We start from the raw sequence: 25,196 nt of genomic DNA, 5'->3' as shown, positions 1-25,196 counted from the left end.
CTTAGTTATTATCACTATCTACTTTATCAACGTTCTGCTGGTGTGCACTGTAGGTTTGCGTAAAGTAAACCTTCCCGGTTTTCATGTTGGCCACAAAGTATAGGTAACCCTGATCACGGTCCTTGGGGTGAAGCACGGCTTGCACCGCAACGATGCTTGGATTGTTAACCGGGCCGGGGCCAACACCCGCATGCTGATATAAGTTGTACGGGGAGTTAACCTGTAAATCCTTGTAGGTAATGTTTTTATGGTGCTTATTTAAGGCATACTGAATTGAAACATCCGACTGAATTTTCATATTCTTATCCAACCGGTTTTCAAAAACCCCCGCAATCTTTGCCTGAACATCCGAGCTACCACCCTCACCTTGAACTAGAGCCGCTAAGGCTAGTGTTTCTTGCACGGTCCATCCCCGACGCTTAATTTCATCGTAGTACGGACTCATCTCCTGGTTTTCTTTGGCAACCATTTGTTCAACCAGTTGCTTTAACGTTGTATGCTTATTGGCATAATACGTCGCCGGGTATAAATAGCCTTCAAGTTGATAACGAACGTGCTTTGCGTTAACCGCTGAACCAAGCAATTGCGGATACTTCTTCACAAGGGCCTTAATGAAGGCTTTGTTTTCCATTAGATTTAAGAAATCCCGTTTTGAATAACGGGTACGCGCTTGAATGACATTCCCAATTTCGTCAATCGTAGCTCCTTCCCGAACAAGAACCCGTCCGGCGAGTGGATGACTGTTGCCCCCTTGCTCGAGACTCTTTGCAATCTGATTAAGTGTCATTGCCGGAGTAAACTCATAGTAACCCGCCTTGAAGTTTCCCATATTATGCTTCCGGGTGTACCGGTTAAAGACAAATCCACTCTTAATAACACGCTTTTTTTCAAGTAACGCCCCAATTTGCTTGGGTGAACTACCCACGGGAACTTTTACCTCAATTTGCTGGTGCGAATTGGGATTGAGCGGTTGCTCAGCACTCCGCAAATAGTGGACCCCGAAAACAACAACTAAAAGAACCAGAACGACAATTCCAGTAACGGTTCCCCAAACGACTTTTCGGCCGTCCTTTTTTATCCGTTGGTGCTGGTGCCGTCGCGTTCTTCGTTTGGCATTCCGGTCTTGACTAGCCACAATACCCCTCCTAACAAACTTTATCTTTGCCATTATACAATAGATTTGCCTGGATACCACGGTGAATTCCGGCAAACCAGGCAAAAAAACAGAAATTAAGAAAAAAGAGGTGGCAATTGACGTCTTGCCAATCGCCATTCCCCTCTTAAAGAATGTTTATTTCTTACTTAAAAAGCCTTTTCCAATGGTGGAACTACTTGCTTCTTCCGGGAAACAACGCCTGGAAGATCCACCTTGCCATCAACGACCTTCTTGCCAAAGGCCTTCTCAACAACGGCTTGCGGTTCACCCACTACCATCAACCGTGTATCTGAATTAAGGATATCCGTTACCATCAGTAGGAACAAGTCGTATCCTTCCGCTGCGTTCTGCTTTTCAATCGCAGCCCGGAAGGCAGCTTCCCGCTTAAAAACGTCGTTCAAATCAACCGTGTTAATCTGATCGATTCGGACCGTTTTATTGCCCATGTTAAACGACTTAGCATCGGCACTAATCAACTGTTCCTCACTCTTATCGTCAAGGTTTGTTCCGGCCTTTAACATTGCCAGGCCATATTCCTCATAATTAACCCCCGCAATTGCGGCTAACTCCTTTACCGCCTGCCGATCTTCATCAGTCGTTGTTGGCGATTTCAATAGCAGCGTATCGGAAATAATCCCGGAAAGCATCAACCCAGCGATGTTTTTCGGCACATCAATTCCGTGCTGCTTGTATTCCTTGTAAATAATCGTACTGCAGCAACCAAGCGGTTCAGCATGAAAGTACAATGGTCCTTGCGTTTCAAAGTTTGCAATTCGGTGATGGTCAACCACGTGCGTAACCGTAACGTCCGCCAGGTCATCAACACTCTGCTGGGCCTCATTGTGGTCAACCAGCATTACAGCATCAACTTCCGGCGCAGCCTTGGTGATTACCCGTGGTGCTGGCTCGTTAAAGTAGTCTAACACAAACTTCGTCTCATCATTGGGTTCGCCGAGCGCAACGGCTTCAACCTCCCCACCAAGTTTGTTTTGTAAATATGCATACTCCTTAGCACATGCAATCGTGTCGGTATCTGGGTTCTTGTGTCCAAAAACTAATTCTTTCATGCCATTGTCTCCTCTTAATTATTCTTTCTTAAAACTAACGCGCTTGGTGAATCGCTGTCAAGCGTTCGGTATAATCCGCCGCATCAAGGTACTCCTTAAACCTATCCATGAAAAACGCAATCCGGGGAATTGACCCCTTATCCTTCCGGCAAATGCAGTCCATGTCAAAGTGGATTGCTGGCATAAACCGTTGAACTGTTAAGGGATTTTCATGCCGGTGAGCTAGTAAAAATGACTTAGGAAGCGCCGTACTAACGCGATTACTAATTGCAAACCGAAAAATCTGGGACGGCCGTGTGAAGGACGCAACGTAGTTTGGCTCGGTTACCATCCGCTGTTCGGACGCTTGGTTAATAACCTGATGAATGTAGTAATTTCCCGGATACGAGACCCAGTCCATCGTCGTGGCTGTTGCCAACTTAATCGAGGCTGCCGTGGCGTGAGAATCTGCATTCAAAAACATCAGTTCGTCAGTAATTATCCGCCATTTCTCGTACGCCTGCCAATCCTTAATCCGGTTATCCGGGAGGTAAAGGATTGCAATGTCTAAGGTATTATCGTCCAACCCCGCCCAGATTTCTTTCCGCGACATCATGTAACATTGAATCCGAATATCTGGGTGTTCGTGAGCATACCGTGTCACAAAGTCCGTAATTACGGTATCCTCAATTGATGACAAAATTCCTACGTTAATTACCCCATACGTCGCCGAACTAATCTGCTGGATTTCGTTCTGCGCCCTGTTCAAAATGTCCTTTACCTGTCTGGTTGCATCCAGCATGGTGTACCCGGCATCCGATAAGTGGAGTGTTTTCCCGGTCGAATAAAACAACGGTGCCCCGATTGCCTTTTCCAGCCGCTTAATTTGTTGGGTAAGTGCAGGCTGCGTGATCCCAAGAATTTTTGCCGCCCGCGTGTAACTCATAGTTTCCACTAATTGCAAAAAATACGACAGTGCCTTTGCCGAAAAAATATTCTGCTTATTACTCTTCATTGTCGTCCTCACTATTCGTACTCAACGCAGTAACGTTGGCTCCTGGTAGTTTCTCACCAGCTGTAGACTAACATTATATTGGGATTCACGCTAGTAATCAAGGTAATTTTACCACTTTACTATGAAGCTAATTCTTAAACCGGGCACCCCACGCCTGCGGATCCTGGCGCCAATCAGAAAGCACAGCCCGTTCTTCTGCAGTAACGTAATTTTCCTCTACCGCGGCATCTAACAACTCAGTATAGTTGGTAATCGTCGTGTACGGGATCCCCGCATTCCGGAAGTTTTCGTCCAACTGTGGAAGTTGGTAGCTAAAGATCCCGGCAACCCCAATGACCTGAGCACCCTCGGTTTTAGCAGCCGTAACCGCCTTAAGTACACTGCCACCCGTTGATAATAAATCGTCAATGACCACCGTCTTGGCCCCAGTAGGAAGAACCCCCTCAACCTGCCGGCCCTGGCCGTGATCCTTTGGTTTTGAACGAACATAGACAAGCGGTAGGTTTAATTCCGCAGCAACCCACGCTGCGTGGGGAATCCCCGCCGTTGCAGTTCCAGCAATTACCTCAACACCCGAGTAACGCTCCTTAATCTGCGCAGCAATCCCCTGTGCAATCCGGGTCCGGATTTCCGGATAACTAATCGTTAACCGGTTATCACAGTAAATCGGACTCTTTAACCCACTTGCCCACGTAAACGGTTTGGTTGGTGACAATTCAACCGCCTTGATTGATAAAAGGTCCTTTGCAATCTGTTTCATTTGTTACTCCTCCCATAACTTCTTCACTAGCCGGTATGCCGCTACCGGATCATCCGCCTGAGTAATCGCCCGACCAACCACGATAGCACTTGATTGGTTGGCGGCTGCCTGATTAGGGGTCATTACCCGTTTTTGGTCACCAACCGCGCCGCCTGCCAGCCGAATCCCGGGAGTAACCCGCATGAAATCAGCCGCAGTAACCGCGGCAATTGCAGCGGCTTCATGGGCGGAACATACTACCCCGTCCATTCCCGCCTGCTGGGCAACGCGCGCATAGTTAAGCACGCTTTCTTGCAAGCCAACCTGAATTAGCTGCTCGCGGTGCATCTGTTCTTCACTCGTTGACGTTAACTGGGTAATCGCTAAAATCTGAGGGATCCGTTGCCCGGCAGCCCCGTCAAGTAATCCTTCCTTCGCAGCGGCCATCATCTCCCGACCACCCGCAGCATGGACGGTGGTAAGTTGCACCCCAAGTTTTCCCAGCACCCGGGCAGCGGCGTGAACGGTGTGGGGAATATCATGCAGCTTTAAGTCAAGAAAAACGTCATGCCCCCGGTCAAGGAGCGCCCGCACAAAATCTTGTCCTTCGCTGTAATACATTTCCATCCCAATTTTAACGAAAAGGTGCTCGTCTTGGGGAAAACGGTCCAAAAAACGAGTTGCCTGCTCCTGGTCAGGAAAATCTAATGCAATAATCGGTCGGTTAATCTTCATTAATAAATTTCCTCCTTACATCAGCGTGCAACTGAGCGAGACTTTCAACGTGGAGCTCGTCCATTAAAGCAGGCAAAGCAGCTACGATATGTTCAATTGCGTGGGCATCTGCAAAGTGAGCGCTCCCGACAGCCACGGCACTTGCGCCTGCCATCATCATTTCAAGCACGTCCTCAGCTGTCGCAACCCCGCCCATACCAATGATTGGCAGGGTTGTTGCGTGGGCCACCTGGTAAATCATACGCACTGCGATTGGTTTCACCGGGCGACCGGAGTATCCTCCCGTGACGTTTGCAACAACAGGAGTCCCCGTGTGCACGTCGATATGCATCCCTAACAGCGTATTAATTAAGCTTAACCCATCAGCGCCCCCGCGTTCAGCGGCAAGAGCAATTGTCACAATATCCGTAACATTGGGGGTCAGCTTAACGTAAACAGGAAGCGTCCCAACCCGCTTCTTCACGGCGCGGGTAATGGCTTCGACCTGTGCTGGATCCGTTCCAAATAACATTCCTTCATCCTTAACGTTCGGACACGAAACGTTGATTTCCAGTGCGTTCACTGGCGCCGTTGCTAACTTAGCAGCTACTGCGGCGTATTCCTCAATCGATCCGCCCGAAACGCTCGCAATAATTGGCAAGTCTGGATATTTTTGCCGCACTGCTGGAATTTTTTCGTTGGCTACCGCATCCACCCCGGGACCCGCAAGGCCAACAGCATTCAAGACGCCGTCATCCAGCACCGCAATCCGGGGTTCGGGATTGCCCACCCGGGGCCGGGGCGTTGCGGTCTTAATGACCATTGCTCCAAACTGGTTTAAGTCTACCTGCTGAGCTAAGGGGGTGTCCCCAAACCCAAACGTCCCGCTAGCAGGCATCAGCGGATTTTTCAACATTAATCCTGGTAACTTAACGGCTAACCGGTTAGTCATTTCCATCGATACTTCACCTCATTTTATAGTGCGTCCGTTGCAAATGACCGGTTCTCAAGCGCTTTTAAGAGAGCGTCCGCTGTGTTCAGCGATGTTAACAACGGAATGTTGTGTTCAATGGCCGTTTGCCGGATCGTAAAACCATCGGAGGCGACATCCTGGTCATCCCCCATCGTGTTAATTACCAGCTGAACAGCGTTCCGCTGAAGCATGCTCAAGATTCCGTGATGCTGCTGATCATCCTCACCAATCTTATTAACCTGGGTAACGTGAAGCCCGTTACTCTCAAGGAAACGAGCCGTCCCCTTCGTTGCAAAGATTCGGTACCCAATTCTGCTGAAACGCTTAGCTAGTGGAAGGACTGCTTCCTTATCCCGTTCATCAATGGTCAACAGGACCCGCCCTGCTTCTGGTAACTCCATCTTTGCGCCGACAAAGGCCTTATAAAGAGCCTTTTCAAACGTTTTATCGCTTCCCATTACTTCACCGGTAGATTTCATCTCTGGTCCAAGATAGCTATCAACATCGGCTAGTTTACTGAACGAGAAGACAGGTGCCTTAACGTTTACACGATCACTTTCTGGGAAAAGACCGGATTCGTACCCTAGTTCCTTCAAAGTGGAGCCAAGAATAACTTTTGTCGCCACTTGTGTCATTTTGATCCCGGTAATCTTACTTAAGAACGGTACCGTCCGACTAGCCCGCGGATTAACCTCCAGCACGTACACTTCGTTATTGTGCACAATGAACTGAATATTCATAATCCCAATGCACTTAAGCGCCACGGCAAGTTTTTTAGTTGCCGCAACAATCTGGTCCTTGATGTCCTGGCTAAACGTTTGCGGTGGGTACACGGCCATTGAATCCCCGGAGTGAACCCCAGCATGTTCAATGTGTTCCATGATTCCTGGTAACAGCACGTCAGTCCCGTCACAAATGGCATCCACCTCACACTCACGGCCTTCCAAGTAAGCGTCGATCAAAATAGGGTGGTCAATTGCCGCCGTTGCGTTATCCTTCAGGTAAGCAAGGAGTTCGGCTTCATCGTTTACGATTGCCATGGCCTTTCCCCCTAAAACATAACTTGGCCGAACTAAAACCGGGTACCCAATTTCTTGAGCACACTTAAGAACAGCTTCCTGTGTCGTCGCCGTCTTACCAATTGGTTGCTTCAACCCAAGGTCGTTGATTACTTCATCAAATAGCTCCCGGTCCTCTGCCCGATCAAGGTCCTTTACTGTCGTCCCAAGTACCTTAACGCCATGGGCTTCCAAACCAGCTGCAAGGTTAATGGCAGTTTGTCCCCCAAATTGAACAATTACACCCTTAGGCTGTTCTAAGTCGACCACATTAAGAACATCTTCCAACGTTAGTGGTTCAAAGTATAGTTTGTCCGAAACAGAAAAATCGGTGGACACCGTTTCTGGGTTGGAATTCATAATGATAGCTTCATACCCAGCATCCTGAAGCGCCTTAACGGCGTGAACAGTAGCGTAGTCAAACTCGACTCCCTGCCCAATCCGAATTGGACCTGATCCAATAACCATCACGGATTCCTTTTTTGACCGCATACTTTCGTTTTCCTGGTCATAGGTACTGTAGAAGTACGGCGTGTGGGATTCAAATTCAGCCGCACACGTATCCACCATCTTGTAGACCGGTGTAATTTGGTTGTCTAACCGAAGTTTGCGAACATCATCTTCTTGAACGCCCCACAGCCGCGCTACCGTGTAATCACTAAAGCCGTAGTACTTCGCCCGCCGCAAAACATCCACGTCACGCCGGTTAGCCGCTAACTCCTGTTCTAATTCCGTAATGTGCTTAACGATGTCCAGGAAATACGGGCTGATCTTAGTAAACTCGTGAACTTCTTCCAGGGTGTAGCCCCGCCGAAAAGCCTCAGCTAAGTAGAATAACCGATCATCCTGTGGGTGTACCAGCTTTGCTTCCAGTTGATCATCCGTAGCTTCCTGCGCCACTTGTGAAATTAAGTCCTTTTCATCAATTTCCAGGGACCGGACGGCCTTTTGGAGCGCTTCTTCAACGTTCCGGCCGATTGCCATTACTTCCCCCGTCGCTTTCATCTGCGTCCCAAGATTCCGGTCTGCCTTGGTAAACTTATCAAACGGCCACCGCGGAATCTTCGCAACCACGTAATCAAGGGCCGGCTCAAATTCAGCGTAGGTCGTCCCCGTAACCGGGTTAATGATTTCGTCTAAGGTTAACCCTACCGCAATTTTGGCCGCCATTTTGGCAATCGGGTACCCCGTCGCCTTAGAAGCCAGGGCAGATGACCGCGAAACCCGCGGGTTAACCTCAATCACGCTGTAGTTAAAACTGTTGGGATCGATGGCCAACTGAACGTTACAGCCCCCCTCAATTTTGAGGGCCCGAATCAGTTTTAAAGCACAGTCCCGTAGCATCTGGTACTCACGGTCCGTTAACGTTTGTGTTGGCGCCATAACAATTGAGTCCCCGGTGTGAATCCCAACCGGATCGAAGTTTTCCATCGAACAAACCACCATTGCGTTGTTGGCAGAATCGCGCATCACTTCAAACTCAATTTCCTTGTACCCCTTAATACTCTTTTCAATTAAACACTGGGTTGCCGGGGAAAGGTCTAACCCGTTGGCAACAATCTCCTCGAGCTCTTCTTTGGTGTCACACATTCCACCACCGGTACCTCCCATTGTAAAGGCCGGCCGTACGATAACAGGGTACCCGATTTCAGCGGCAAAATCCGTGGCTTCTTCCACGGTGTTAACCGTCTTGGAAGGCGGAACTGGCTCGTCAAGGTCTTTCATTAATTGCTTAAACCGTTCCCGGTCTTCCGCCTGATCAATTGCATCCAATTTTGTTCCGAGTAATTCAATGCCGAGTTCGTCTAAGATTCCCGAATCATGCAGGGCCACTGCTAGGTTTAACCCAATTTGTCCCCCAATTGTTGGTAAGAGGGCATCCGGGTACTCCTGCCGGATAATCCGGGAAACCGAGTCAACCGTCAGGGGTTCGATGTACACCTTGTCGGCAATTTCCGTATCCGTCATAATCGTGGCCGGATTAGAGTTAACTAAAACCACCTCGTACCCCTCTTCCCGCAATGCCATGCAGGCCTGGGTTCCGGAGTAATCAAATTCAGCGGCCTGGCCGATAATAATTGGGCCGGAGCCGATTACCATAATCTTATGAATATCTGTTCGCTTAGGCATTCCGGTGCGCTTCCTTTCGTTCGTCAATGAGTTGCATAAAGTCGTCAAAGAGGTCGACCGCATCATGCGGCCCCGGCGCTGCGTCCGGGTGGAACTGGACGGAAAAGGCCGGATACTTCCGGTGACGCAGCCCCTCAACGGTGTGATCGTTGATTTCCTGGTGTGTAATGATTAATTCGTTCGGATCAACCGAATCCGGGTCAACCGCGTACCCATGGTTCTGGGAAGTAAACATAATCCGCCCCGTGGCAATTTCCCGAACTGGATGGTTGAATCCGCGATGACCAAATTTCATCTTAAAGGTCTTAGCCCCGTTAGCCAGCGCAAAAATCTGATGGCCCATGCAAATTCCCATCAACGGAATGTGCTTCTCGACTTCTTGCACCATGGCAGCGGCTGCCGGAATATCAACCGGGTCGCCAGGGCCGTTTGATAGCAAGACCCCATCCGGATTAAGCCGTAAAATCTCTTCGGCGGTCGCCGTTGCGGGAAGCACAATCGTGTTGCACCCCCGTTTGCCAAGTTCCCGGAGCATACTGTGCTTGAGGCCATAGTCTACTAGCACCACGTTCCGTTTGCTTCCCGGATTCGGGTATGGCTTGCTGGTTGTTACCTGCTCAATAATTCCGGCATTAATCACCGTGGCCTTCAGCTGATCAAGGGTGTGCTTATCCGGCGCAACGTTTGTAATTCGTCCCTTCATTGTTCCGTGCGAACGAATAATCTTTGTCAGCATCCGCGTATCAATTCCCTTAATTCCCGGAATATCCATCTGCTTTAGAAAGTGGTCGAAAGTATCCTGCTTCCGCCAACTACTGGAAACCCGGGCTAACTCCCGGCATACAACCCCGCAACAACTAGGTTCAATTGACTCATAGTCGTCCAGATTAACCCCGTAATTTCCAATTAAAGGATTCGTAAACGTCAGAATCTGGTTGGCATACGACTGGTCTGTTACGGATTCCTGATACCCCGTCATCCCGGTATTAAATACAACTTCGCCGGTACATTCACCGGCTGCCCCAAAGGCTTCGCCGGTAAAGACGGTTCCATCTTCAAGTACTAAGTAACGCTCCACGGCTTAATCCTCCTTTTGCTCGTAAACAACCTGGCCAGCAACCATGGTTAGAACGGTGGTCCCATATACCCGGTGCCCGGTAAACGGCGTATTGGTTCCCTTAGAGTAATATTCCGCTGCGGTTAACACGTGCGGTTGCTTCAGGTCAAAAATTGCGATGTCCGCTGGTTGTCCGGGCATTAACGTCCCCGCTTGATCCAAGTGGAACAGTTCTGCCGGCCGCCGACTCAGCCAGTTCAACAACTGTGGAAGCGTAAAGACCCCTGTCCGTACGTAGCGCGTATACAGCGTACTGAACGCCGTTTCACTTCCGGTAATTCCAAACGCTGCGTGGCGCAAATCACCCGTTTTTTCTTCCTTGCTATGCGGCGCGTGGTCGGTGGCAATCATATCAATTGTTCCGTCCAACAACCCGTCAATGACGGCCTGCCGGTCAGCTTCGCTCCGTAACGGCGGGTTCATCTTAAAATTCGGATCATCCACCGTAACGTCGTCTTCTGTAAGTAACATGTGATGCGGGGCTGCTTCACACGTAACGTGAATGCCTTGTTGTTTAGCCCACCGGACCAGCGCCACGCTTTCTTTTGTTGAAACGTGGCAAATGTGATAGTGCACACCTGTTGCCTGCGCTAACAGGAGGTCACGGGCAACCTGGGAAGATTCTGCCACTCCCGGAATTCCAGGTAAGCCCAATTTAGCAGCCCGCTGGCCGGCATTCATCACCCCGTTAAGCTTAAGCGATTCATCCTCGACGTGAGCCGCAAGCGGCAACCCCGTTGCGGCAATTCCTTCCATGGCCGTCATCATCGCGCCAGCAGTTTGGATCCCCGAACCATCGTTACTAAATCCAATAGCGCCCGCTTCTTTTAGGGCCTGGTAATCAACCGGACGCTCACTTGTCCGGTTCTGGGTAATCGTGGCGTACTGGTAAATATGCACAACCCCATCTTGCGCGTTCAACTTTTCCATGGCCCGTAATTTATCCGGCGTATCCGGCGCAGGATTAACGTTCGGCATCGCACACACAGTCGTAAATCCCCCATGAGCTGCCGCTTGGCTTCCCGTTTTAATGGTTTCTTTATACGTTTGCCCCGGTTCCCGGTAGTGTACATGAACATCAACAAGGCCTGGCGTAACCAGTTTGTCAGTCGCCTTAATGGTGCGGTCAATTTCTTCTCCTAGTGCATCCAGATTCCTTCCAATGGCGCGAATCCGCCCGTCACTTACAAGGATATCCTGTTGCGTAACCTGATTATTATGAAAAACATTTCCGTCCTTAATTAAGATATTCATTATTCCAATCCCCCTAACTGGCGGCCCCGTAAGACCGCTTCAAGCATCGCCATCCGGACAAAGACCCCGTTTTGCATTTGGTTCACAAAGCGGGACTTGGGTGCTTCAACCAGCGCACTTGCAAACTCCACATCCCGGTTAATTGGTCCCGGATGCATGATAATCGTCTGATCTTTCATCCGTTCGTACCGTTCCCGATTAATTCCATACTGCTTGTGGTAAGCAGCCGCATTAAAATGATCATCCTCCCCAGCAGCATGTCGTTCGTGCTGCACGCGAAGCAGCATCACAACATCAACCATGCTTACAAGCTCATCAACATCCCGGTATTCTCCGTACGCCTTAAACTCATCACTAAACCAATTTTCTGGCCCCGCAAAGTACAGCGTTGCGCCAAGCGTCTTTAACATCTGCATGTCGCTCCGAGCCACCCGGGAATTGGTTAAGTCACCAATAATCGCCACCTTCAACCCGTCAAAATGGCCAAACTGCTCGTAGATTGTTAACATATCCAGCATGCACTGGGATGGATGCTGCCCGCTACCATCACCGGCATTCAAAATACCGATATTCAGGTGCTGGTCTGGGCGGAGATTAATTAACTGATTGTAATACTCATTTTCGGAGTGACGGATGACTGCCAGGTTGCATCCCACAGCCCCCAAGGTGAGCAACGTATCATACAGCGTCTCGCCCTTCTTCATTGAACTGGCCTGCGGGAAAAACGGAATCGTTTGAATTCCGAGCCGCCGTTCCGCCATCTCAAAGCTGGAACGTGTCCGTGTGGAATTTTCAAAGAACATATTGGCCGCGTACACAGGTTGCCGCAGATAAAAATCAGCGGTACCACGCTTAAATGCCTGGGCGCGGTGGATAATTTTCATTACCTGATCATCTGTCAGGTCCTTAACGGATACAAAGTGTGGTAAACGAACAAACTCGTCAGTCATCTCTGACTCCTTTCTGCCTTTTCGGCTTCCCCTCTCTGCAAAATAAAAACCCGGACCGTTTTCCGCCGGTCCGGGCAAAAGAGAGTTTTCGCAAAGAAAACCCAACCGTTTTGCCCTCACGGGGGTCAATTAAATGGTTGAATTAAATCACTTATGTTCAATTGTAACGGCATCATGGTCATCAACTTCAGTGACAGCTACCTTAACATCTTCGTCCTGCGCCGTCGGAATGTTTTTTCCGACAAAGTCAGCACGTAACGGTAATTCCCGGTGTCCCCGGTCAATTAATACCGCAAGTGAAATGCGCGCCGGACGACCCTGATCCATCAGGGCATCTAACGCTGCCCGGATTGTCCGCCCGGTAAACAGCACGTCATCAACCAGAACAACGTTTTGGCCGGTCAAATTAAGATCATCCGCCTCTGCCGCCGCCTGTCGCTTGATTGATGACGGTTGATCATCCCGGTACTGCGACACATCAAGTTCCTTCACTGGAACAACCGCACCCTCAAGCTGTTTTAACCGCGCAGCAATCCGCTGAGCAAGGAAAATACCGCGGGTCTTAATCCCAACAAGAACTAGTCCCGAAACGCCTTTATTTTTTTCGATAATTTCGTAGGTCATCCGGGTCAGTGCCCGCTTCATCGCCATCGCATCTAAGACTTGTTTGGTCATAAAACTTCCTCCTGTTCATAAAAAGAACCACTTAGCCATATAAGTAAGGCTAAGTGGTTCTTTCGGCCACAATAATAACCGAACCGTACCCCCTTATTAGCCTCACAGGACCAAATTAAAAGGACAATTGTTAGTTTTAATTTACTGAATCCGGCCCCGTTTGTCAAGCCGCGCCAGCGTTCGTTCAAACACTGGCGGAAGCGGGGCCGTAAAGATAAGTTGTTTTCCCGTTACCGGATGGGTAAACCCTAGTTTCCCCGCGTGAAGAAACTGACCGTTTCCCGTTAGTGTCTTCCGGGGCCCGTACAGGGGATCACCAGCAAGCGGATGCCCAATATATTTCATGTGAACCCGAATCTGGTGCGTCCGCCCAGTTTCAAGCTGGCACTTAATTAAGGTGTAATCGCCGTACCGCCGCGCCACCGTAAAATGTGTTACCGCCATCCGCCCATCAGAAACTACTGCCTGCTGTTTTCTGTTCTTAGGGTTACGGCCAAGCGGGGCATTTACAGTACCATGATCTTCCCGAATGTTGCCGTGAACAAGCGCCGTATATTCGCGAATGTTGGTCTTAGCCTTTAGCTGGGCAGCCAACGACCGGTGTGCCCGGTCGGTTTTGGCCACCATCAATAACCCTGACGTATCCTTATCAATCCGGTGGACAATCCCTGGCCGGTAAGTCCCGTTAATGGTCGAGAGCGGACAATGGTATAGTAGCGCATTGACCAGCGTATGGTTGGGATGCCCCGGTGCCGGATGAACCACCATCCCCTGTGGTTTATTCACCACTAATACGTCGTCATCCTCATACACAATATCCAGCGGAATGTTTTCCGGTTGTAAATCAAGGTGAACGGGCTTTGGTTCCATCACCTGAATCAGGTCGCCCTGCCGAACCTGATCCTTGGCACGGGGAACACTGCCGTTAACCGTGACCGCCCCGGATTTAATTAACCGGTGAAACTGTGACCGGGAGTACTGCGGGAACAGCTGGGGTAACACCTTATCAATGCGGCCCTGTTGGGTTGTAATCGTCGTCGTCAACATGTTTTTACAAGGCATCGTCCTGCATCACAGTTAGCAAGACGATGATCACGCCAAGTGTCAGGGCAACATCGGCAACGTTAAAGATGGGAAACTGGATAAACCTGAATTCAAACATATCAACCACGTAGCCTACCACGAGCCGGTCAATAAAGTTTCCCAGCGTTCCCCCAATCATCAGGGAAATTCCCAGGGCGTATCCCCAGTTATGCCATAGATCACGGAAAAAATAAATCATGATTGATAACGCAATTACGGTAAAAATCAAGAAGAAGATCCGGTGACCAAGAAGGAGACTCCACGCTGCCCCGTAATTCTGGACGTGCGTTACTGATAAAATGTGCGGGACTAACGTATAACTAACGTTTACTGGAATCTGGGTCCGCACAAAAAACTTAACGAGTTGGTCAAGCAGCACGACCGCAAAAATAATTAACAAGTACATTGGCATAACCGATCACCCCGTGTCTAGCTATTCTTGGTAGCCGTTCAATATCCTTCTCATTGTACTCTTTTTGCCTGGAAGCGCCAACTGTTAGCAAAACAAAAGGTAGTCGTTGCCGGCTACCTTTTAGGAGTTATTTCGCAATTATTTGGTTACTTTAAACCTGTCCACCGCCATTCGGTAACTTCTGGTAAGTCTTTCCCGTTGTCCCGAATGAATTGGTTATGCTTGGCCACCATATCATCCATCGCTTGAACAAAGGATGCAGCCTTCTGTTTGTATCCTGGCACGTGCAGAATTGCGTCCTTAGCCAGGTGGAACCGGTCAAGTTCATTGACAACCCGCATGTCAAACGGCGTTGTAATGTCCCCTTCTTCCCGGTAGCCATGAGCAATCAGGTTATGGTTATGCCGGTTAAAGAAGATACTTTGTGGGAGGTCCTCAAACGCGTGAATGGCAAAGATCACGGGTTTGTCCGTGGTGAAGTAGTGGTCAAACTCTTCGTCCGATAAGCCCCGGGGATCGACGGACGGTGCCCGTAGTTTCAACAAATCAACCACGTTTATTGTCCGGATCTTCAGTTCCGGGAAGTGCCGGTGCAGAATATCAACGGCCGCTAAGGCTTCCGTTGTTGGTTCCGTTCCTGCACTAGCAATGACAATGTCCGGTTCCGCGCCCTGATCAGTTGAGGCCCAGTCCACGTACTTCAACCCGTTATCAACGAGTTCCTTAGCTTCTTCCTGGGTAAACCACTGGAGCCGTGGGTGCTTAGACGTTACCATCAGGTTAACCACGTTGCGTTCCGTGAATGCTTTGTCCGCCACCGCCAACAGGGTATTGGTATCACACGGAAGGTATTCCCGCACATACTTTCCTTTCTTTTCCGCCATGTGGGTCAACATCCCTGGATCCTGGTGCGTGTAGCCGTTGTGATCCTGCTGGAAGGAATTGGAAGCATTGACCACGTTCAGGGATGGGTAATCCTTCCGCCATGCGCATTCATCCGCTTTCCGAATCCACTTGAAGTGCTGCGTCAACATGGAATCAATTACCCGAGTGAAGGCTTCATAGGAAGCAAACATCCCATGCCGGCCGGAAAGAACGTAGCCTTCCATCCATCCCTCACACTGGTGTTCGGAAAGTTGTGAGTCAATGTTCCGCCCAGCGGGGGCCATATTTTCATCATTTGGCTCATGGATTGGCTCCATCCACTGCCGCTTCCCGTCGTCCAGCATCTTAAAGAGTTTGTTGGACTTGGTTTCGTCCGGACCAAATGTCCGGAATGAGCTTGGGTTCCGGCGCTCAACTTCTGCCAAATATTTACCCCACGTTACCATGTCCTCAGCCTTAAACTGGCCCCGGCCCTGTTTTTTGATATCCAACGTAAAGTCACGGAAGTCCGGCAGGTTCAGCACTTGCGGGTCAATCCCGCCGTTGGTAATCGGGTTTGTGGCCATCCGGTGCTGCTTATCCGGAATGTTTTGCCGCACAAGTTCCGTTGGATAGCCGTTTTCATCAAAGAGTTCCTCCGGCTGGTATGACTTCATCCAGTTAACCAACAGCTCCTTGTGCTCCATGTGTGCCTGACTAACCGGGATTGGCACCTGATGGGCCCGGAAGGAGTTCTCAATTGGGTTACCGTCTAAGTCCTGCTTCGGCCCGTTCCACCCCTTAGGTGCCCGTAAGACAATCATCGGCCAAACTGGTAAATGATCGTCGTTGTTTTCCCGGGCGTTCTTTTGGATCGCGTGAATCTTTTCGATGCAGGCATCCATGGCCTGTGCCATTTCCTGGTGCGCTGTCATGACATCCTTGTCGTAGACGTTCACGAAATGCGGCTCCCAGCCCATTCCTTCGAAGTACTTCTGGAGGTCTTCGTCACTCATTCGGGATAGGATGGTTGGGTTAGAAATCTTAAACCCGTTGATCTGTAAAATTGGTAAGACCGCCCCGTCCTTAATCGGGTTAATAAACTTGTCAGAGAACCACGATGCCGCTAACGGTCCGGTCTCAGCTTCCCCGTCACCAATTTCAACGGCAGCGATTACCTCCGGATTATCGAGGATGGCCCCCGTCCCGTGGGAAATGGAGTAACCTAATTCGCCGCCTTCATGCATGGAACCCGGTGTTTCTGGAGCTGCATGGGATGCCACCCCACCCGGGAAGGAGAACTGTTTAAACAGTTTGCCCATCCCGGCTTCATCCTGCGTAATGTGCGGGTAAATTTCAGTATAGCTGCCATCTAGGTAAGAATTGGATACCATTACCTGACCACCATGCCCGGAACCTTCAATGTAGAACATGTTCAGGTCATACTTTTTAATGACCCGGTTTAAGTGCGCATAAATAAAGTTTTGTGGTGCCACTGTCCCCCAGTGACCAATTGGCTTGGGCTTAACGTCCATGGCCTGGAGTTCCCGCCGCAGCAGCGGATTATCCATCAGAAAAAGTTGCCCCACTGATAGGTAGGTTGCGGCCCGCCAATAGGCATCCACACTCTTCAAGTACGTTGGTGAATCGTAGTCAACTGTCATTTTTAAACACCCCTCTAAATTAAGTAATTATAACTTTGCCAGCAAGCGTTGCACGTCTTGTGCAATCATGCGCTCTTCATCGGTTGGAATAACAAACGCCCGAATTGATGAATCAGGAGTTGTAATTTCTGCCAACTGCCCCCGAACTTTGTTTCGCGCTTTATCCAACTGCACTCCCAGGTAACCCAACTGAGACAAAACAGCTGCCCGTACTTCCGGTGAATTTTCACCAATTCCAGCCGTAAATGTAATTGCATCAACCCCCTTTAACTCGGTAATGTACTGTCCAACATACCGAATTACACTTGTGTTATATAATTCCAAGGCCAGCTGGGCGCGAGGATTTCCTTGAGCAGCCATTTGCTCAACATCACGCATATCCGCACTGCCAGCAAGTCCCTTAAACCCTGATTGTTTGTTCAACAGGTACGTCATTTCATCTACTGTTTTAATGCCAAGTTTTTTAACCATAAACGCTACCAATGATGCATCGACGTCCCCTGAACGCGTTGCCATTTGAAGTCCCGTTAACGGGGTGAAGCCCATTGAAATATCAACCGAACAGCCGTGGTCAACAGCGCAGACCGATGAACCCGCCCCTAAATGGCACGAAATCATGGTTAAATCAGTCTCTTTCCGGTGTAACTGCCGGGCTGTTTCCTGCACAATATACCGGTGACTAATCCCGTGGGCTCCATACCGGCGAACATGATACTTAAAATACCAATCGTACGGGACACTATACATGTAATGCTTCGGCGGTAATGTTTGGTGAAAAGCTGTATCAAAGGCAGCCACTGCCATCGCCTGGGGAAGAAGTCGCTGACACAGTTCAATTCCTTGAAGATTAGCGGGATTGTGCAACGGTGCAAGTTCTGCTAATACATTAATCTTTCGGCGAACCTCATCCGTTACAACCACAGAGCGATCAAACTCCTCACCGCCGGCTACAACCCGGTGACCGACTGCCTTAATTTCATTCAAATTATTCAGCGCATGCAACGCAACCAGCTGTTGTAATACAAAGCGAATGGCAGCTTCGTGGTTAGGCATTACTTGTTCCCACCGCGCAGCAGACTCCCCAGCGATACGGATTTTAACGGGTGATTTCGCTTGACCAATTCGTTCCACCTGCCCGCTTGCACGGAGTGTTAACGAATCAGCCGTGTATAACTTGAACTTAAAGCTGGAACTCCCACAATTAATTACAAGAATCATTGGCCTACTCCGCTTTTTTCCGGGGAGCATGTTGCTTGGAATCCGCATTGTTCTGCCCGTAATATGCATGGGCACCGTGCTTCCGGTAATAGTGCTTATCCAGTAAATACTGGGGAACATGACTATCACGGCGTGTCAGTTGGGCCGTATGATAATCCATCTCCGCCACTACTTCTAGAACCTTCGCGTTGTACACAGCCTTGTCTGGCGTTGCTCCCCAACTAAACGGCCCGTGCTGGCTAACCAAAACCGCCGGGACGGCTTCAGGATCAATTTGCCGCTTAGTGAATTCCTCGACGATTACTTTTCCGGTGTTATACTCATACCCTTCATCAATCTCCTTAGCTGAAAGCGCCCGGGCACACGGAATATCGCCGTAAAACGTATCCGCAGCGGTTGTATTAAACGCCGGAATATCCATCCCCGCCGCAGCGTATGATACCGCCCACGGCGAATGGGTATGCACGATTCCACCAACGGTTTTAAAGTGCCGGTAAAGGTACGCGTGCGTTGGCGTGTCTGACGATGGATTAAGCTCACCTTCAACCACGTTCCCGTCAAAGTCGCACACCACCATTTGGTTAGGTGTCAGGGTATCGTAATCAACCCCGCTTGGCTTAATGACGAATAATTTATGTTCCCGATCAACCCCACTAACATTTCCCCACGTGAAGGTTACGAGGTTAAGGGCGGGGAGCTGCATGTTTGCTTCGTAAACCTTCTGTTTTAACTCTTCAAGCATTCGTCCTGCACCTCCGCGAGTTCAAATTGTTTGGTGATAAATTTCTTAGCTGCCCGCACTTCACTGACCGGATCAGTGCTATTTTCGCCACTCCACATCTCAATCATGTACGGTCCGTGATATCCGAGCCGCCGTAACGTCCGTAAGGCACCCACAAAATCCACGTCACCTTTGCCAAAAGAAACATTCTTAAACTGTCCCTTAGACGTAGCCGTTACGTTTTTCGTATCCTTAAGGTGAATCTGAGCGATATTATCGATTCCCAACTCAAGCTCTGTTCCGAGATCGTTTTCTGGCCAAGCACTGATATTACCGATGTCCGGATAAGCCTGTAACCACGGAGAATGAATTTGCCGCTTAATCAACTGGATTTTTTGTAATGAATTGATAAACGGGTCATCCATTGTTTCGATTGATAACATCACGCAGTGCTTAGCGGCCATTGCCACACATTTCCGTAAATCCTCGATAAAGTACTCGCGCGTTAATGGTGATTTTTGCTCATAATACACATCATAACCAGCAAGCTGAATATCCCGAATTCCCAGATAACTAGCAATTCTGATTGCCTGTTCCATCATCTGCAAGGCTTTTTGCCGGACCCGCGCATCAAGTGAACCCAACGGATACCGCCGATGACCACTTAAGCAAAGAGACAATACGGGAATCCCTGTATTCACGATCGCCTGCTGCACCTGTTCAAGGTCCACTTGTTGCCAATCGAGGCGGGCTAACCGGGCATCACTTTCATCAATTGACATTTCGACGAAGTCAAACCCTAAGTCCTTCGCGATTGTTAGGCGTTCCTGCCAAGAAACATCGACTGGCAGCGCCTTTTCGTAAATTCCTAACATTATTCTTCGCCCCAGTACTTGTCAATTTCGTGCCGGATTTCCCGAGCAGCAGCTAACGGATCATCAGCGCCGGTAATTGCCCGGCCCGCGATAAACGTCCATACCGGAACACCCTTAAAGAGTTTGATTGTATCGGCGTTTAACCCACCGGTAACAGAAACCTTAAAGCCCATGTCAATGAACCTCTTAACAACATTCAGGTCCTTTTCACCCCATGTTTCTCCGGCTAGAAGCGCGTCACGACTTTGATGGTAGACAACCTGATCAATTCCAATTTCACGCCACTTTTGTGCGTCATCCCACGTCCAACCCTGGTACAGTTCAACCTGCAGGTCATTAATTTCCTTTTTAGCTGCCTGCATTGTGGGAATTGTGGCACAACAAATGACCGTCATCCAGTCTGCACCAGCAACCTTACTATTATGCGCAACCGTTCCTCCAGCATCCGCACATTTCGTATCGGAAACAATAATTTTGTCTGGAAACGCTTGGCGAAAACAACGAATTGCTTCAGCTCCAGTTTGCAGCTGGAGAATCGTTCCAGCTTCAACGACGTCCAACGCCGGTGCTGCCTTCGTCGCAATTCCCAATGCTTCTGGTAACGTATTTTGATCAAGCGCTACCTGTAATTTGGGCCTTTTCATTCTAAACTCCCCCTAATTTGAATTAATTATTGACGTACTTTTGGTAATTTGAGTGTTCAATGATATCTAACAAGTCCTTTTGATTTGTTAACTGCAGGATCCGATCAACAATGCCTTCCTGTTCAAACACAGCAACAATTTGCGGGATTGCAATACTAACATGAATATCTGGGTCAGTTGCCGCTAGAACAACAAGCACCTGGACCGGCTTGTCGCCCGGAAACATTACGGGTTCTCGAAGCGTGATAAAACTAAAGGCATTGCGCATTACATGACTGTTATTCTGTCCCTGTGCATGCGGCATCGCCATCCGGTCAGTTAAAATGTAGTACGGTCCCAATTCCCGGGTAGCGACAATGATATCCTCAGCGTAATCCGGAGTAATTGCCCCGCTTTCTACAAGGGGAGCGCACGCTACTTCAATAGCATCCTCCCAACTAACCGCACACGTATTAAGACGAATGGAATCTTCGGTGACTAACGAATCCTTAAATGATAATGAATCGGCCATCAACTATCCCCCCTACTTAGTAATTAACGGTGTAATCTTATCCTTGATTTCAGCGTCGTCCATCAGATTTTTCAACCCAACAAGGTGAGTATTGGGCATCTCACTAAATTGATTGGTGAGTTGTTCAGAAACGACTACGATATCATACTGTTTACCAATTGACTTAGCTTCTGATACACTAGTTGATTCAACCTGCGCATCAATCCCCATGTCTTTCAGAATTTTCTGAATTTTCAAGCGAATCATCATACTTGAACCCATTCCGCTTCCGCATGCTGCTAATACCTTAATCATTACAATCACTCCATTTCATGTAAAAATCATTACTCTTAAATCTTTCCTTGATCGTATGCTTCCTTATCCTTAGCAAAGTGGTATTGCAGTTGTGGAATAGCCAACAGGAAGATCACAACGAGGGCAAAGCCCACAACCTTTAAGACCTTAAGTGCAGCCCCGGCCCATGGCCAGAAGAGCTCAAAGTCGAGGCTTCCTTCCCAACCACCAAAAGCAAACAACTTAAAGAACATCAGGGCAAAAGCACCGACTAAAACCTCAATTAACCCAGCACTGAAGCTTAAAATAGCCGCTGCTCGCCGGCCGCCAAAATGGTCCGCAAAGATCGCAACTGCGGCATTGTCGAAGAAGACCGGAACAAATCCGGTAATAACCAGAATTGGTGAATGGAATACAAGTAACCCAAGAATTGCAACAAACTGTCCGATGGCCCCAAGAATGAAACCGAATAAAACAGCATTGTTTGGTGCAAACGGGTAGGTCGTTGCCACATCGACTGCGGGCATTGCTCCTGGCAAAATCTTGTTGGAAATTCCCTGGAAACTGTTAGTTAATTCAGCAACGAACATTCGAACCCCCGACATTAATACTTGCAGGTAAACCGTAAAAAACAGCGATTCATGAATCACGTAAACCGGGAATGAAATTCCCCCTGCAAAACCTGCCGGATCAAGTTTCATCATCATATGCTTGCCCAGAACAGTCATGATAATCCCAAAGAAGATAATCATCAGAACAGACGTAGAAACAATGCTGTCTTCAAACATTGATAACCAACCAGGTAACTTTAAGTTACCCAGATTCTTTTCCTTATTCCCCAATTTTGGAGCAATCTTACTAGAAGCCCAGATTGCAAACATCTGCTGGTGGCCAACGGCAAAGCCAGCCTGGTTCGTCAGGTCTTGAGTTACCCCAACGGTTAAGTTGGAACCAACTCCCCAGTACAATCCCGAAAGAATTCCAACCATCAATGCACCCCAGATATTCCGGTACTGTGGCATTGCAAAGAAAACCAACCACGTAATCACCGTTGAGGTCTGCACCATAATATGGCCAGTAATAAAGAGTGACCGCACCTTCGTCCATTTCCGGAACATAACCAGCAAAATGTTAACGATAAACCCGATTAACATAGCTGTCATCGTCCAAGAAACGGATACCCCAATACTTTTCAGGGCATGGTCAACCCCGCTTAGAGCGAAGTACGGGTCAATCACGGCCGCATGAAGGTGGAAGCGGTCTTTCAACCCTGCCAGAATCGGCCGGAACGTTGAAACCAATCCTCCAGCTCCAATGTTTAACAACATGTAACCGACAATTGCCTTTAACATTCCCGTGATACTTTCATACCACCGCTTTTTTAATAGAACATAACCAATCAACACGAGCAGCCCGATAAAGAATTCCGGCAGCCCTAAGATGTTGTTCACAAACCAATTAACAACCGCCATAACTAACTCCCCCTATTCGTACCTGCTTATAGCAATGACGGGAACGGTAAATCCGGTTCCTTCGTAAAGACGTCTTCAAAACCACGTGGGTAATGATATTCAATTTTGCCAACATCTTGTGGGTAGGTGTACTTTCCACCAACTTGCCAAATAAATGGTTGGAATTTGTAATCAAGTCGGTCCTTCTTCATCTTCCACAGTTCGACGATTTCCTTTGGGTCTGCCTGGAAATTAGACCATACATCGTAGTGAACAGGAATCATAACCTTTGTCTTGAGGTCCTCAGCCATCCGCAAGATATCAACGGATGTTACTTTATCTTGAATTCCTCGTGGGTTTTCACCGTATGCTCCCAGTGCAACGTCAATCTTATTTTCGTTACCATCCTTAGCAAAGTAGTTCGAGTAGTGCGAATCACCAGCATGGTAAATATTTCCACCAGACGTTTTAAATAAGTAGTTAACGGCCAACGGGTCCATATCCTGTGGCATCTTCCCCTTCAGTGTTTCGCCAACCGGAGCTGTCACTAACTCTGTCCGATCGTATGCCTGGAAAGCCTTGATCTTAACGCTCTTAACCTGAACTTCATCACCAGGCTTAACGGTGATTGTTTGGCCAGCAGGAACCCCCCATTTAATCCACGTCTTAACAACTTCGGCCGGGCCAATAAACTTAACGTCTTTACCGCCCTGCTTTAAAACGGCTGCTGCAGTATTAATGTCCAGGTGATCTGAGTGCGTATGTGTCACAACCAAAGCGTCAACATCTTTCATCTTGAATGGATCAATAACAAACGGTGAAATTCGCAAATTTTGTTGAACATTATTTACCCCACTCATCCGCATCATCTGATGGCCAGCACGCATCTTGCCATCACCATGGGTCCGTTTCCCCGAACCACACCATAAATCACAAACAATGTTGGTGTTTTCGTGGGTCTTAATCCATAAACCAGTGTTACCTAACCACCACATCGTAAAGTTATTTTCAGGAACAGTTGTGTTTTCGATTTCTTCGTTTAACCACTGTCCCCATTCCGGAAAAGTACTTAAAATCCAATTTTCCCGCGTAACGTCATTCACATTTGTAATTTTTTTACTCATCATAAACCCCTCCATTTCCCAACTACATGTCTATTATACAAATCAATGTAACCGATTTCAACACTACGATATGTTATTTTTGATAGTTTTCGCATAAAAATAACATATATACTAAAAATATATATTTATATGAAAATTAACACATAATAAGTTATAATTAAGTCAGAGGTTATATTATTGGAGGGTTATCATGAAAAGATCAACAAAGGAAATTCACGCACGGCGCCAACAAATTAAACAGCTCGTTGCTGCCCACTCGATATCACTAACAGAACTAAGCAAACAACTTAACATCTCTGAAATGACGGCACGGCGAGACTGCGCCGTTCTTGAAAAGATGGGAATTATTAGCCGGCATAAGGGAATTCTAAGCATCCTTAATCCAACAAGCAATGAACACAATTTATCCATTAATTCAATTGAAGATATCCTGGCGGCCGAAGCAGCTAAGTACGTTAAAGACAACACTGTACTTTTTATTAATTCAAGTAAAACAGCCATTAAAACAGTTAATTACCTTACGGCACAAAACGTTACCGTGGTTACCAATAACCTTAACGTGCTTCACGAAAAACTTCCTACCAGTACTAACCTCATTTTGAGTGGCGGGCGGTATTACCCATCGACTAAGATGATGGCTGGTGACCTTGCATTTAATTCGTTTAATGGCTTTCACGCCGATTATGCTATTATCGGATGTGACGGAATTACTCCTAACGACGGTGTAACAACTTCCAAAATTGAAGGAGCACGAATTAACCGTGTAATCGTGAATCACTCAAAGAAAGTAATCCTAGTTACTAGTTACGCGAAAATTGGCAATGTTTCCAACTTAAAAATTGCTGATCCAGAAGATATTGACATTATGATTACTGATACATTTGTTGATAAACAACAAATCACCCAACTCCAAAACAAAGGAATCCAGGTCAGTCAACTATGCGTGTAACCACCAATCAAATGATTGTTGCAACTTTCTCACGAACCTTTTATAATAAATAGCGTTACGGAGAGTTGGCAGAGTGGTAATGCACCGGACTCGAAATCCGGCGAACCGGTAGTACCGGCGCGCAGGTTCAAATCCTGTACTCTCCTTTTTAATGAATCATATGTTATCACGAAACCCCGTAAAATGTTGATTTTACGGGGTTCTACTTTTTAGTGAACCATATGTTTTCGTGTGTTTTTACAAAAACTGAGAACAAAAGCGCTCATAATAAAAATCAATCCATTATGTATGCAAAAAAAAGACTTCCTACTATCTTGGTGAGAGGTCGTTTTATCAAAAATTCAATTTTTCATCCGGGTAAATCAGGTTCACATTCCGAATACTATTTAATGTATCGCCTACGTAACACCCCCAGCCGGAGCGGTTGCCAAGTAATTGCGTGATACTTCATTTTACCCACTACTACCACTCTTTTCGATTAATATATGCTGTAATACAGGCACAATGAGTATGAAAATGTCGACGCACTCTGTCACGAAACCGTCTGGGCGTTCCGTTTGGAGCGCCCTTTTTTATTTGC

General features: G+C 48.0%; 23 protein-coding genes and 1 tRNA gene. 2 read left to right on the top strand and 22 right to left on the bottom strand.

Going from position 1 to position 25,196, the window contains the following annotated elements; translation table 11 throughout:
* Position 1: 1 nt before the first annotated feature.
* The 22 genes from mltG to ulaG all read right to left on the bottom strand — a co-directional run bounded on the left by mltG (position 2) and on the right by ulaG (position 23,667).
* Positions 2 to 1,135, bottom strand: a complete 1,134-nt coding sequence (mltG, locus tag ACI3EZ_RS00460; RefSeq protein ID WP_405025168.1) for an endolytic transglycosylase MltG — start codon at positions 1,133 to 1,135, stop codon at positions 2 to 4.
* Between the two features lie 167 nt (positions 1,136 to 1,302).
* Positions 1,303 to 2,223 carry a manganese-dependent inorganic pyrophosphatase gene (locus tag ACI3EZ_RS00455; RefSeq protein WP_405025167.1) on the bottom strand — a complete coding sequence of 307 codons (921 nt, stop codon included), beginning with the start codon at positions 2,221 to 2,223 and terminating at the stop codon, positions 1,303 to 1,305.
* Positions 2,224 to 2,257: 34 nt separating this feature from the next.
* Positions 2,258 to 3,217 carry a LysR family transcriptional regulator gene (locus tag ACI3EZ_RS00450; RefSeq protein ID WP_405023642.1) on the bottom strand — a complete coding sequence of 320 codons (960 nt, stop codon included), beginning with the start codon at positions 3,215 to 3,217 and terminating at the stop codon, positions 2,258 to 2,260.
* A 127-nt stretch (positions 3,218 to 3,344) separates the two neighbouring features.
* A complete protein-coding gene (gene pyrE / locus ACI3EZ_RS00445; protein ID WP_405025166.1) occupies positions 3,345 to 3,977 on the bottom strand; it encodes an orotate phosphoribosyltransferase in 633 nt (210 codons plus the stop codon).
* 3 nt (positions 3,978 to 3,980) lie between these two features.
* The gene (gene pyrF / locus ACI3EZ_RS00440; RefSeq protein WP_405023640.1) at positions 3,981 to 4,691 is read right to left on the bottom strand and encodes an orotidine-5'-phosphate decarboxylase; all 711 of its coding nucleotides are present in this window, start codon (positions 4,689 to 4,691) and stop codon (positions 3,981 to 3,983) included.
* A complete protein-coding gene (locus ACI3EZ_RS00435; RefSeq protein ID WP_405024040.1) occupies positions 4,681 to 5,622 on the bottom strand; it encodes a dihydroorotate dehydrogenase in 942 nt (313 codons plus the stop codon). Before ACI3EZ_RS00435 ends, pyrF begins: the two co-directional genes overlap by 11 nt.
* 23 nt (positions 5,623 to 5,645) lie before the next feature.
* Positions 5,646 to 8,831, bottom strand: a complete 3,186-nt coding sequence (gene carB / locus ACI3EZ_RS00430; protein ID WP_405025165.1) for a carbamoyl-phosphate synthase large subunit — start codon at positions 8,829 to 8,831, stop codon at positions 5,646 to 5,648.
* Positions 8,824 to 9,909, bottom strand: coding sequence for a carbamoyl phosphate synthase small subunit (locus ACI3EZ_RS00425; protein ID WP_405023638.1), 1,086 nt, complete (start codon positions 9,907 to 9,909; stop codon positions 8,824 to 8,826). The genes carB and ACI3EZ_RS00425 overlap by 8 nt, the downstream gene beginning before the upstream one ends.
* A 3-nt stretch (positions 9,910 to 9,912) precedes the next feature.
* The gene (locus ACI3EZ_RS00420; RefSeq protein WP_405025164.1) at positions 9,913 to 11,202 is read right to left on the bottom strand and encodes a dihydroorotase; all 1,290 of its coding nucleotides are present in this window, start codon (positions 11,200 to 11,202) and stop codon (positions 9,913 to 9,915) included.
* Complete coding sequence (locus ACI3EZ_RS00415) at positions 11,202 to 12,152, bottom strand: aspartate carbamoyltransferase catalytic subunit (RefSeq protein ID WP_405025163.1); 951 nt, start codon at positions 12,150 to 12,152, stop codon at positions 11,202 to 11,204. Before ACI3EZ_RS00415 ends, ACI3EZ_RS00420 begins: the two co-directional genes overlap by 1 nt.
* A 147-nt stretch (positions 12,153 to 12,299) precedes the next feature.
* A complete protein-coding gene (gene pyrR, locus ACI3EZ_RS00410; protein ID WP_405023635.1) occupies positions 12,300 to 12,827 on the bottom strand; it encodes a bifunctional pyr operon transcriptional regulator/uracil phosphoribosyltransferase PyrR in 528 nt (175 codons plus the stop codon).
* 141 nt (positions 12,828 to 12,968) lie between these two features.
* On the bottom strand, positions 12,969 to 13,889 hold the full coding sequence (locus tag ACI3EZ_RS00405; protein WP_405025162.1) for an RluA family pseudouridine synthase: 921 nt from the start codon (positions 13,887 to 13,889) through the stop codon (positions 12,969 to 12,971).
* On the bottom strand, positions 13,879 to 14,322 hold the full coding sequence (gene lspA, locus ACI3EZ_RS00400) for a signal peptidase II (protein WP_405023633.1): 444 nt from the start codon (positions 14,320 to 14,322) through the stop codon (positions 13,879 to 13,881). The genes ACI3EZ_RS00405 and lspA overlap by 11 nt, the downstream gene beginning before the upstream one ends.
* A 146-nt stretch (positions 14,323 to 14,468) precedes the next feature.
* The gene (locus ACI3EZ_RS00395; protein WP_405025161.1) at positions 14,469 to 16,850 is read right to left on the bottom strand and encodes a phosphoketolase; all 2,382 of its coding nucleotides are present in this window, start codon (positions 16,848 to 16,850) and stop codon (positions 14,469 to 14,471) included.
* Between the two features lie 27 nt (positions 16,851 to 16,877).
* On the bottom strand, positions 16,878 to 18,068 hold the full coding sequence (locus ACI3EZ_RS00390) for an acetate/propionate family kinase (RefSeq protein WP_405025160.1): 1,191 nt from the start codon (positions 18,066 to 18,068) through the stop codon (positions 16,878 to 16,880).
* A gap of 4 nt (positions 18,069 to 18,072) precedes the next feature.
* Positions 18,073 to 18,810, bottom strand: coding sequence for an L-ribulose-5-phosphate 4-epimerase (locus tag ACI3EZ_RS00385; RefSeq protein WP_405025159.1), 738 nt, complete (start codon positions 18,808 to 18,810; stop codon positions 18,073 to 18,075).
* Positions 18,795 to 19,664, bottom strand: a complete 870-nt coding sequence (locus ACI3EZ_RS00380) for an L-ribulose-5-phosphate 3-epimerase (protein ID WP_405025158.1) — start codon at positions 19,662 to 19,664, stop codon at positions 18,795 to 18,797. The genes ACI3EZ_RS00385 and ACI3EZ_RS00380 overlap by 16 nt, the downstream gene beginning before the upstream one ends.
* Complete coding sequence (locus ACI3EZ_RS00375) at positions 19,664 to 20,308, bottom strand: 3-keto-L-gulonate-6-phosphate decarboxylase UlaD (RefSeq protein WP_405025157.1); 645 nt, start codon at positions 20,306 to 20,308, stop codon at positions 19,664 to 19,666. The genes ACI3EZ_RS00380 and ACI3EZ_RS00375 overlap by 1 nt, the downstream gene beginning before the upstream one ends.
* A gap of 22 nt (positions 20,309 to 20,330) precedes the next feature.
* Positions 20,331 to 20,819, bottom strand: coding sequence for a PTS sugar transporter subunit IIA (locus ACI3EZ_RS00370; RefSeq protein WP_405025156.1), 489 nt, complete (start codon positions 20,817 to 20,819; stop codon positions 20,331 to 20,333).
* A 12-nt stretch (positions 20,820 to 20,831) separates the two neighbouring features.
* A complete protein-coding gene (locus ACI3EZ_RS00365; RefSeq protein ID WP_405025155.1) occupies positions 20,832 to 21,113 on the bottom strand; it encodes a PTS sugar transporter subunit IIB in 282 nt (93 codons plus the stop codon).
* Between the two features lie 35 nt (positions 21,114 to 21,148).
* On the bottom strand, positions 21,149 to 22,564 hold the full coding sequence (locus ACI3EZ_RS00360; RefSeq protein WP_405025154.1) for a PTS ascorbate transporter subunit IIC: 1,416 nt from the start codon (positions 22,562 to 22,564) through the stop codon (positions 21,149 to 21,151).
* Between the two features lie 26 nt (positions 22,565 to 22,590).
* Complete coding sequence (gene ulaG / locus ACI3EZ_RS00355) at positions 22,591 to 23,667, bottom strand: L-ascorbate 6-phosphate lactonase (RefSeq protein WP_405025153.1); 1,077 nt, start codon at positions 23,665 to 23,667, stop codon at positions 22,591 to 22,593.
* Positions 23,668 to 23,857: 190 nt separating this feature from the next.
* Between ulaG and ACI3EZ_RS00350 the strand changes: the two genes are divergently transcribed.
* On the top strand, positions 23,858 to 24,616 hold the full coding sequence (locus ACI3EZ_RS00350) for a DeoR/GlpR family DNA-binding transcription regulator (RefSeq protein WP_405025152.1): 759 nt from the start codon (positions 23,858 to 23,860) through the stop codon (positions 24,614 to 24,616).
* 59 nt (positions 24,617 to 24,675) lie between these two features.
* Positions 24,676 to 24,762, top strand: a tRNA-Ser gene (locus ACI3EZ_RS00345).
* Positions 24,763 to 25,196 lie beyond the last annotated feature (434 nt).

Source organism: Ligilactobacillus sp. LYQ60 (assembly GCF_045033015.1).
Classification (GTDB): domain Bacteria; phylum Bacillota; class Bacilli; order Lactobacillales; family Lactobacillaceae; genus Ligilactobacillus.
Note: the sequence above shows the minus strand (reverse complement) of the source record. Positions and strands in the feature narration are given on the sequence as shown.

Excerpts from the sequence above, each read along its gene's own strand:
- ACI3EZ_RS00455 (WP_405025167.1), bottom strand. The coding sequence starts at position 2,223 with ATGAAAGAATTAGTTTTTGGACACAAGAACCCAGATACCGACACGATT.
- ACI3EZ_RS00450 (WP_405023642.1), bottom strand. The coding sequence starts at position 3,217 with ATGAAGAGTAATAAGCAGAATATTTTTTCGGCAAAGGCACTGTCGTAT.
- pyrE (WP_405025166.1), bottom strand. The coding sequence starts at position 3,977 with ATGAAACAGATTGCAAAGGACCTTTTATCAATCAAGGCGGTTGAATTG.
- pyrF (WP_405023640.1), bottom strand. The coding sequence starts at position 4,691 with ATGAAGATTAACCGACCGATTATTGCATTAGATTTTCCTGACCAGGAG.
- ACI3EZ_RS00435 (WP_405024040.1), bottom strand. The coding sequence starts at position 5,622 with ATGACTAACCGGTTAGCCGTTAAGTTACCAGGATTAATGTTGAAAAAT.
- carB (WP_405025165.1), bottom strand. The coding sequence starts at position 8,831 with ATGCCTAAGCGAACAGATATTCATAAGATTATGGTAATCGGCTCCGGC.
- ACI3EZ_RS00420 (WP_405025164.1), bottom strand. The coding sequence starts at position 11,202 with ATGAATATCTTAATTAAGGACGGAAATGTTTTTCATAATAATCAGGTT.
- ACI3EZ_RS00415 (WP_405025163.1), bottom strand. The coding sequence starts at position 12,152 with ATGACTGACGAGTTTGTTCGTTTACCACACTTTGTATCCGTTAAGGAC.
- pyrR (WP_405023635.1), bottom strand. The coding sequence starts at position 12,827 with ATGACCAAACAAGTCTTAGATGCGATGGCGATGAAGCGGGCACTGACC.
- ACI3EZ_RS00405 (WP_405025162.1), bottom strand. The coding sequence starts at position 13,889 with ATGCCTTGTAAAAACATGTTGACGACGACGATTACAACCCAACAGGGC.
- lspA (WP_405023633.1), bottom strand. The coding sequence starts at position 14,322 with ATGCCAATGTACTTGTTAATTATTTTTGCGGTCGTGCTGCTTGACCAA.
- ACI3EZ_RS00395 (WP_405025161.1), bottom strand. The coding sequence starts at position 16,850 with ATGACAGTTGACTACGATTCACCAACGTACTTGAAGAGTGTGGATGCC.
- ACI3EZ_RS00390 (WP_405025160.1), bottom strand. The coding sequence starts at position 18,068 with ATGATTCTTGTAATTAATTGTGGGAGTTCCAGCTTTAAGTTCAAGTTA.
- ACI3EZ_RS00385 (WP_405025159.1), bottom strand. The coding sequence starts at position 18,810 with ATGCTTGAAGAGTTAAAACAGAAGGTTTACGAAGCAAACATGCAGCTC.
- ACI3EZ_RS00380 (WP_405025158.1), bottom strand. The coding sequence starts at position 19,664 with ATGTTAGGAATTTACGAAAAGGCGCTGCCAGTCGATGTTTCTTGGCAG.
- ACI3EZ_RS00375 (WP_405025157.1), bottom strand. The coding sequence starts at position 20,308 with ATGAAAAGGCCCAAATTACAGGTAGCGCTTGATCAAAATACGTTACCA.
- ACI3EZ_RS00370 (WP_405025156.1), bottom strand. The coding sequence starts at position 20,819 with ATGGCCGATTCATTATCATTTAAGGATTCGTTAGTCACCGAAGATTCC.
- ACI3EZ_RS00365 (WP_405025155.1), bottom strand. The coding sequence starts at position 21,113 with ATGATTAAGGTATTAGCAGCATGCGGAAGCGGAATGGGTTCAAGTATG.
- ACI3EZ_RS00360 (WP_405025154.1), bottom strand. The coding sequence starts at position 22,564 with ATGGCGGTTGTTAATTGGTTTGTGAACAACATCTTAGGGCTGCCGGAA.
- ulaG (WP_405025153.1), bottom strand. The coding sequence starts at position 23,667 with ATGAGTAAAAAAATTACAAATGTGAATGACGTTACGCGGGAAAATTGG.
- ACI3EZ_RS00350 (WP_405025152.1), top strand. The coding sequence starts at position 23,858 with ATGAAAAGATCAACAAAGGAAATTCACGCACGGCGCCAACAAATTAAA.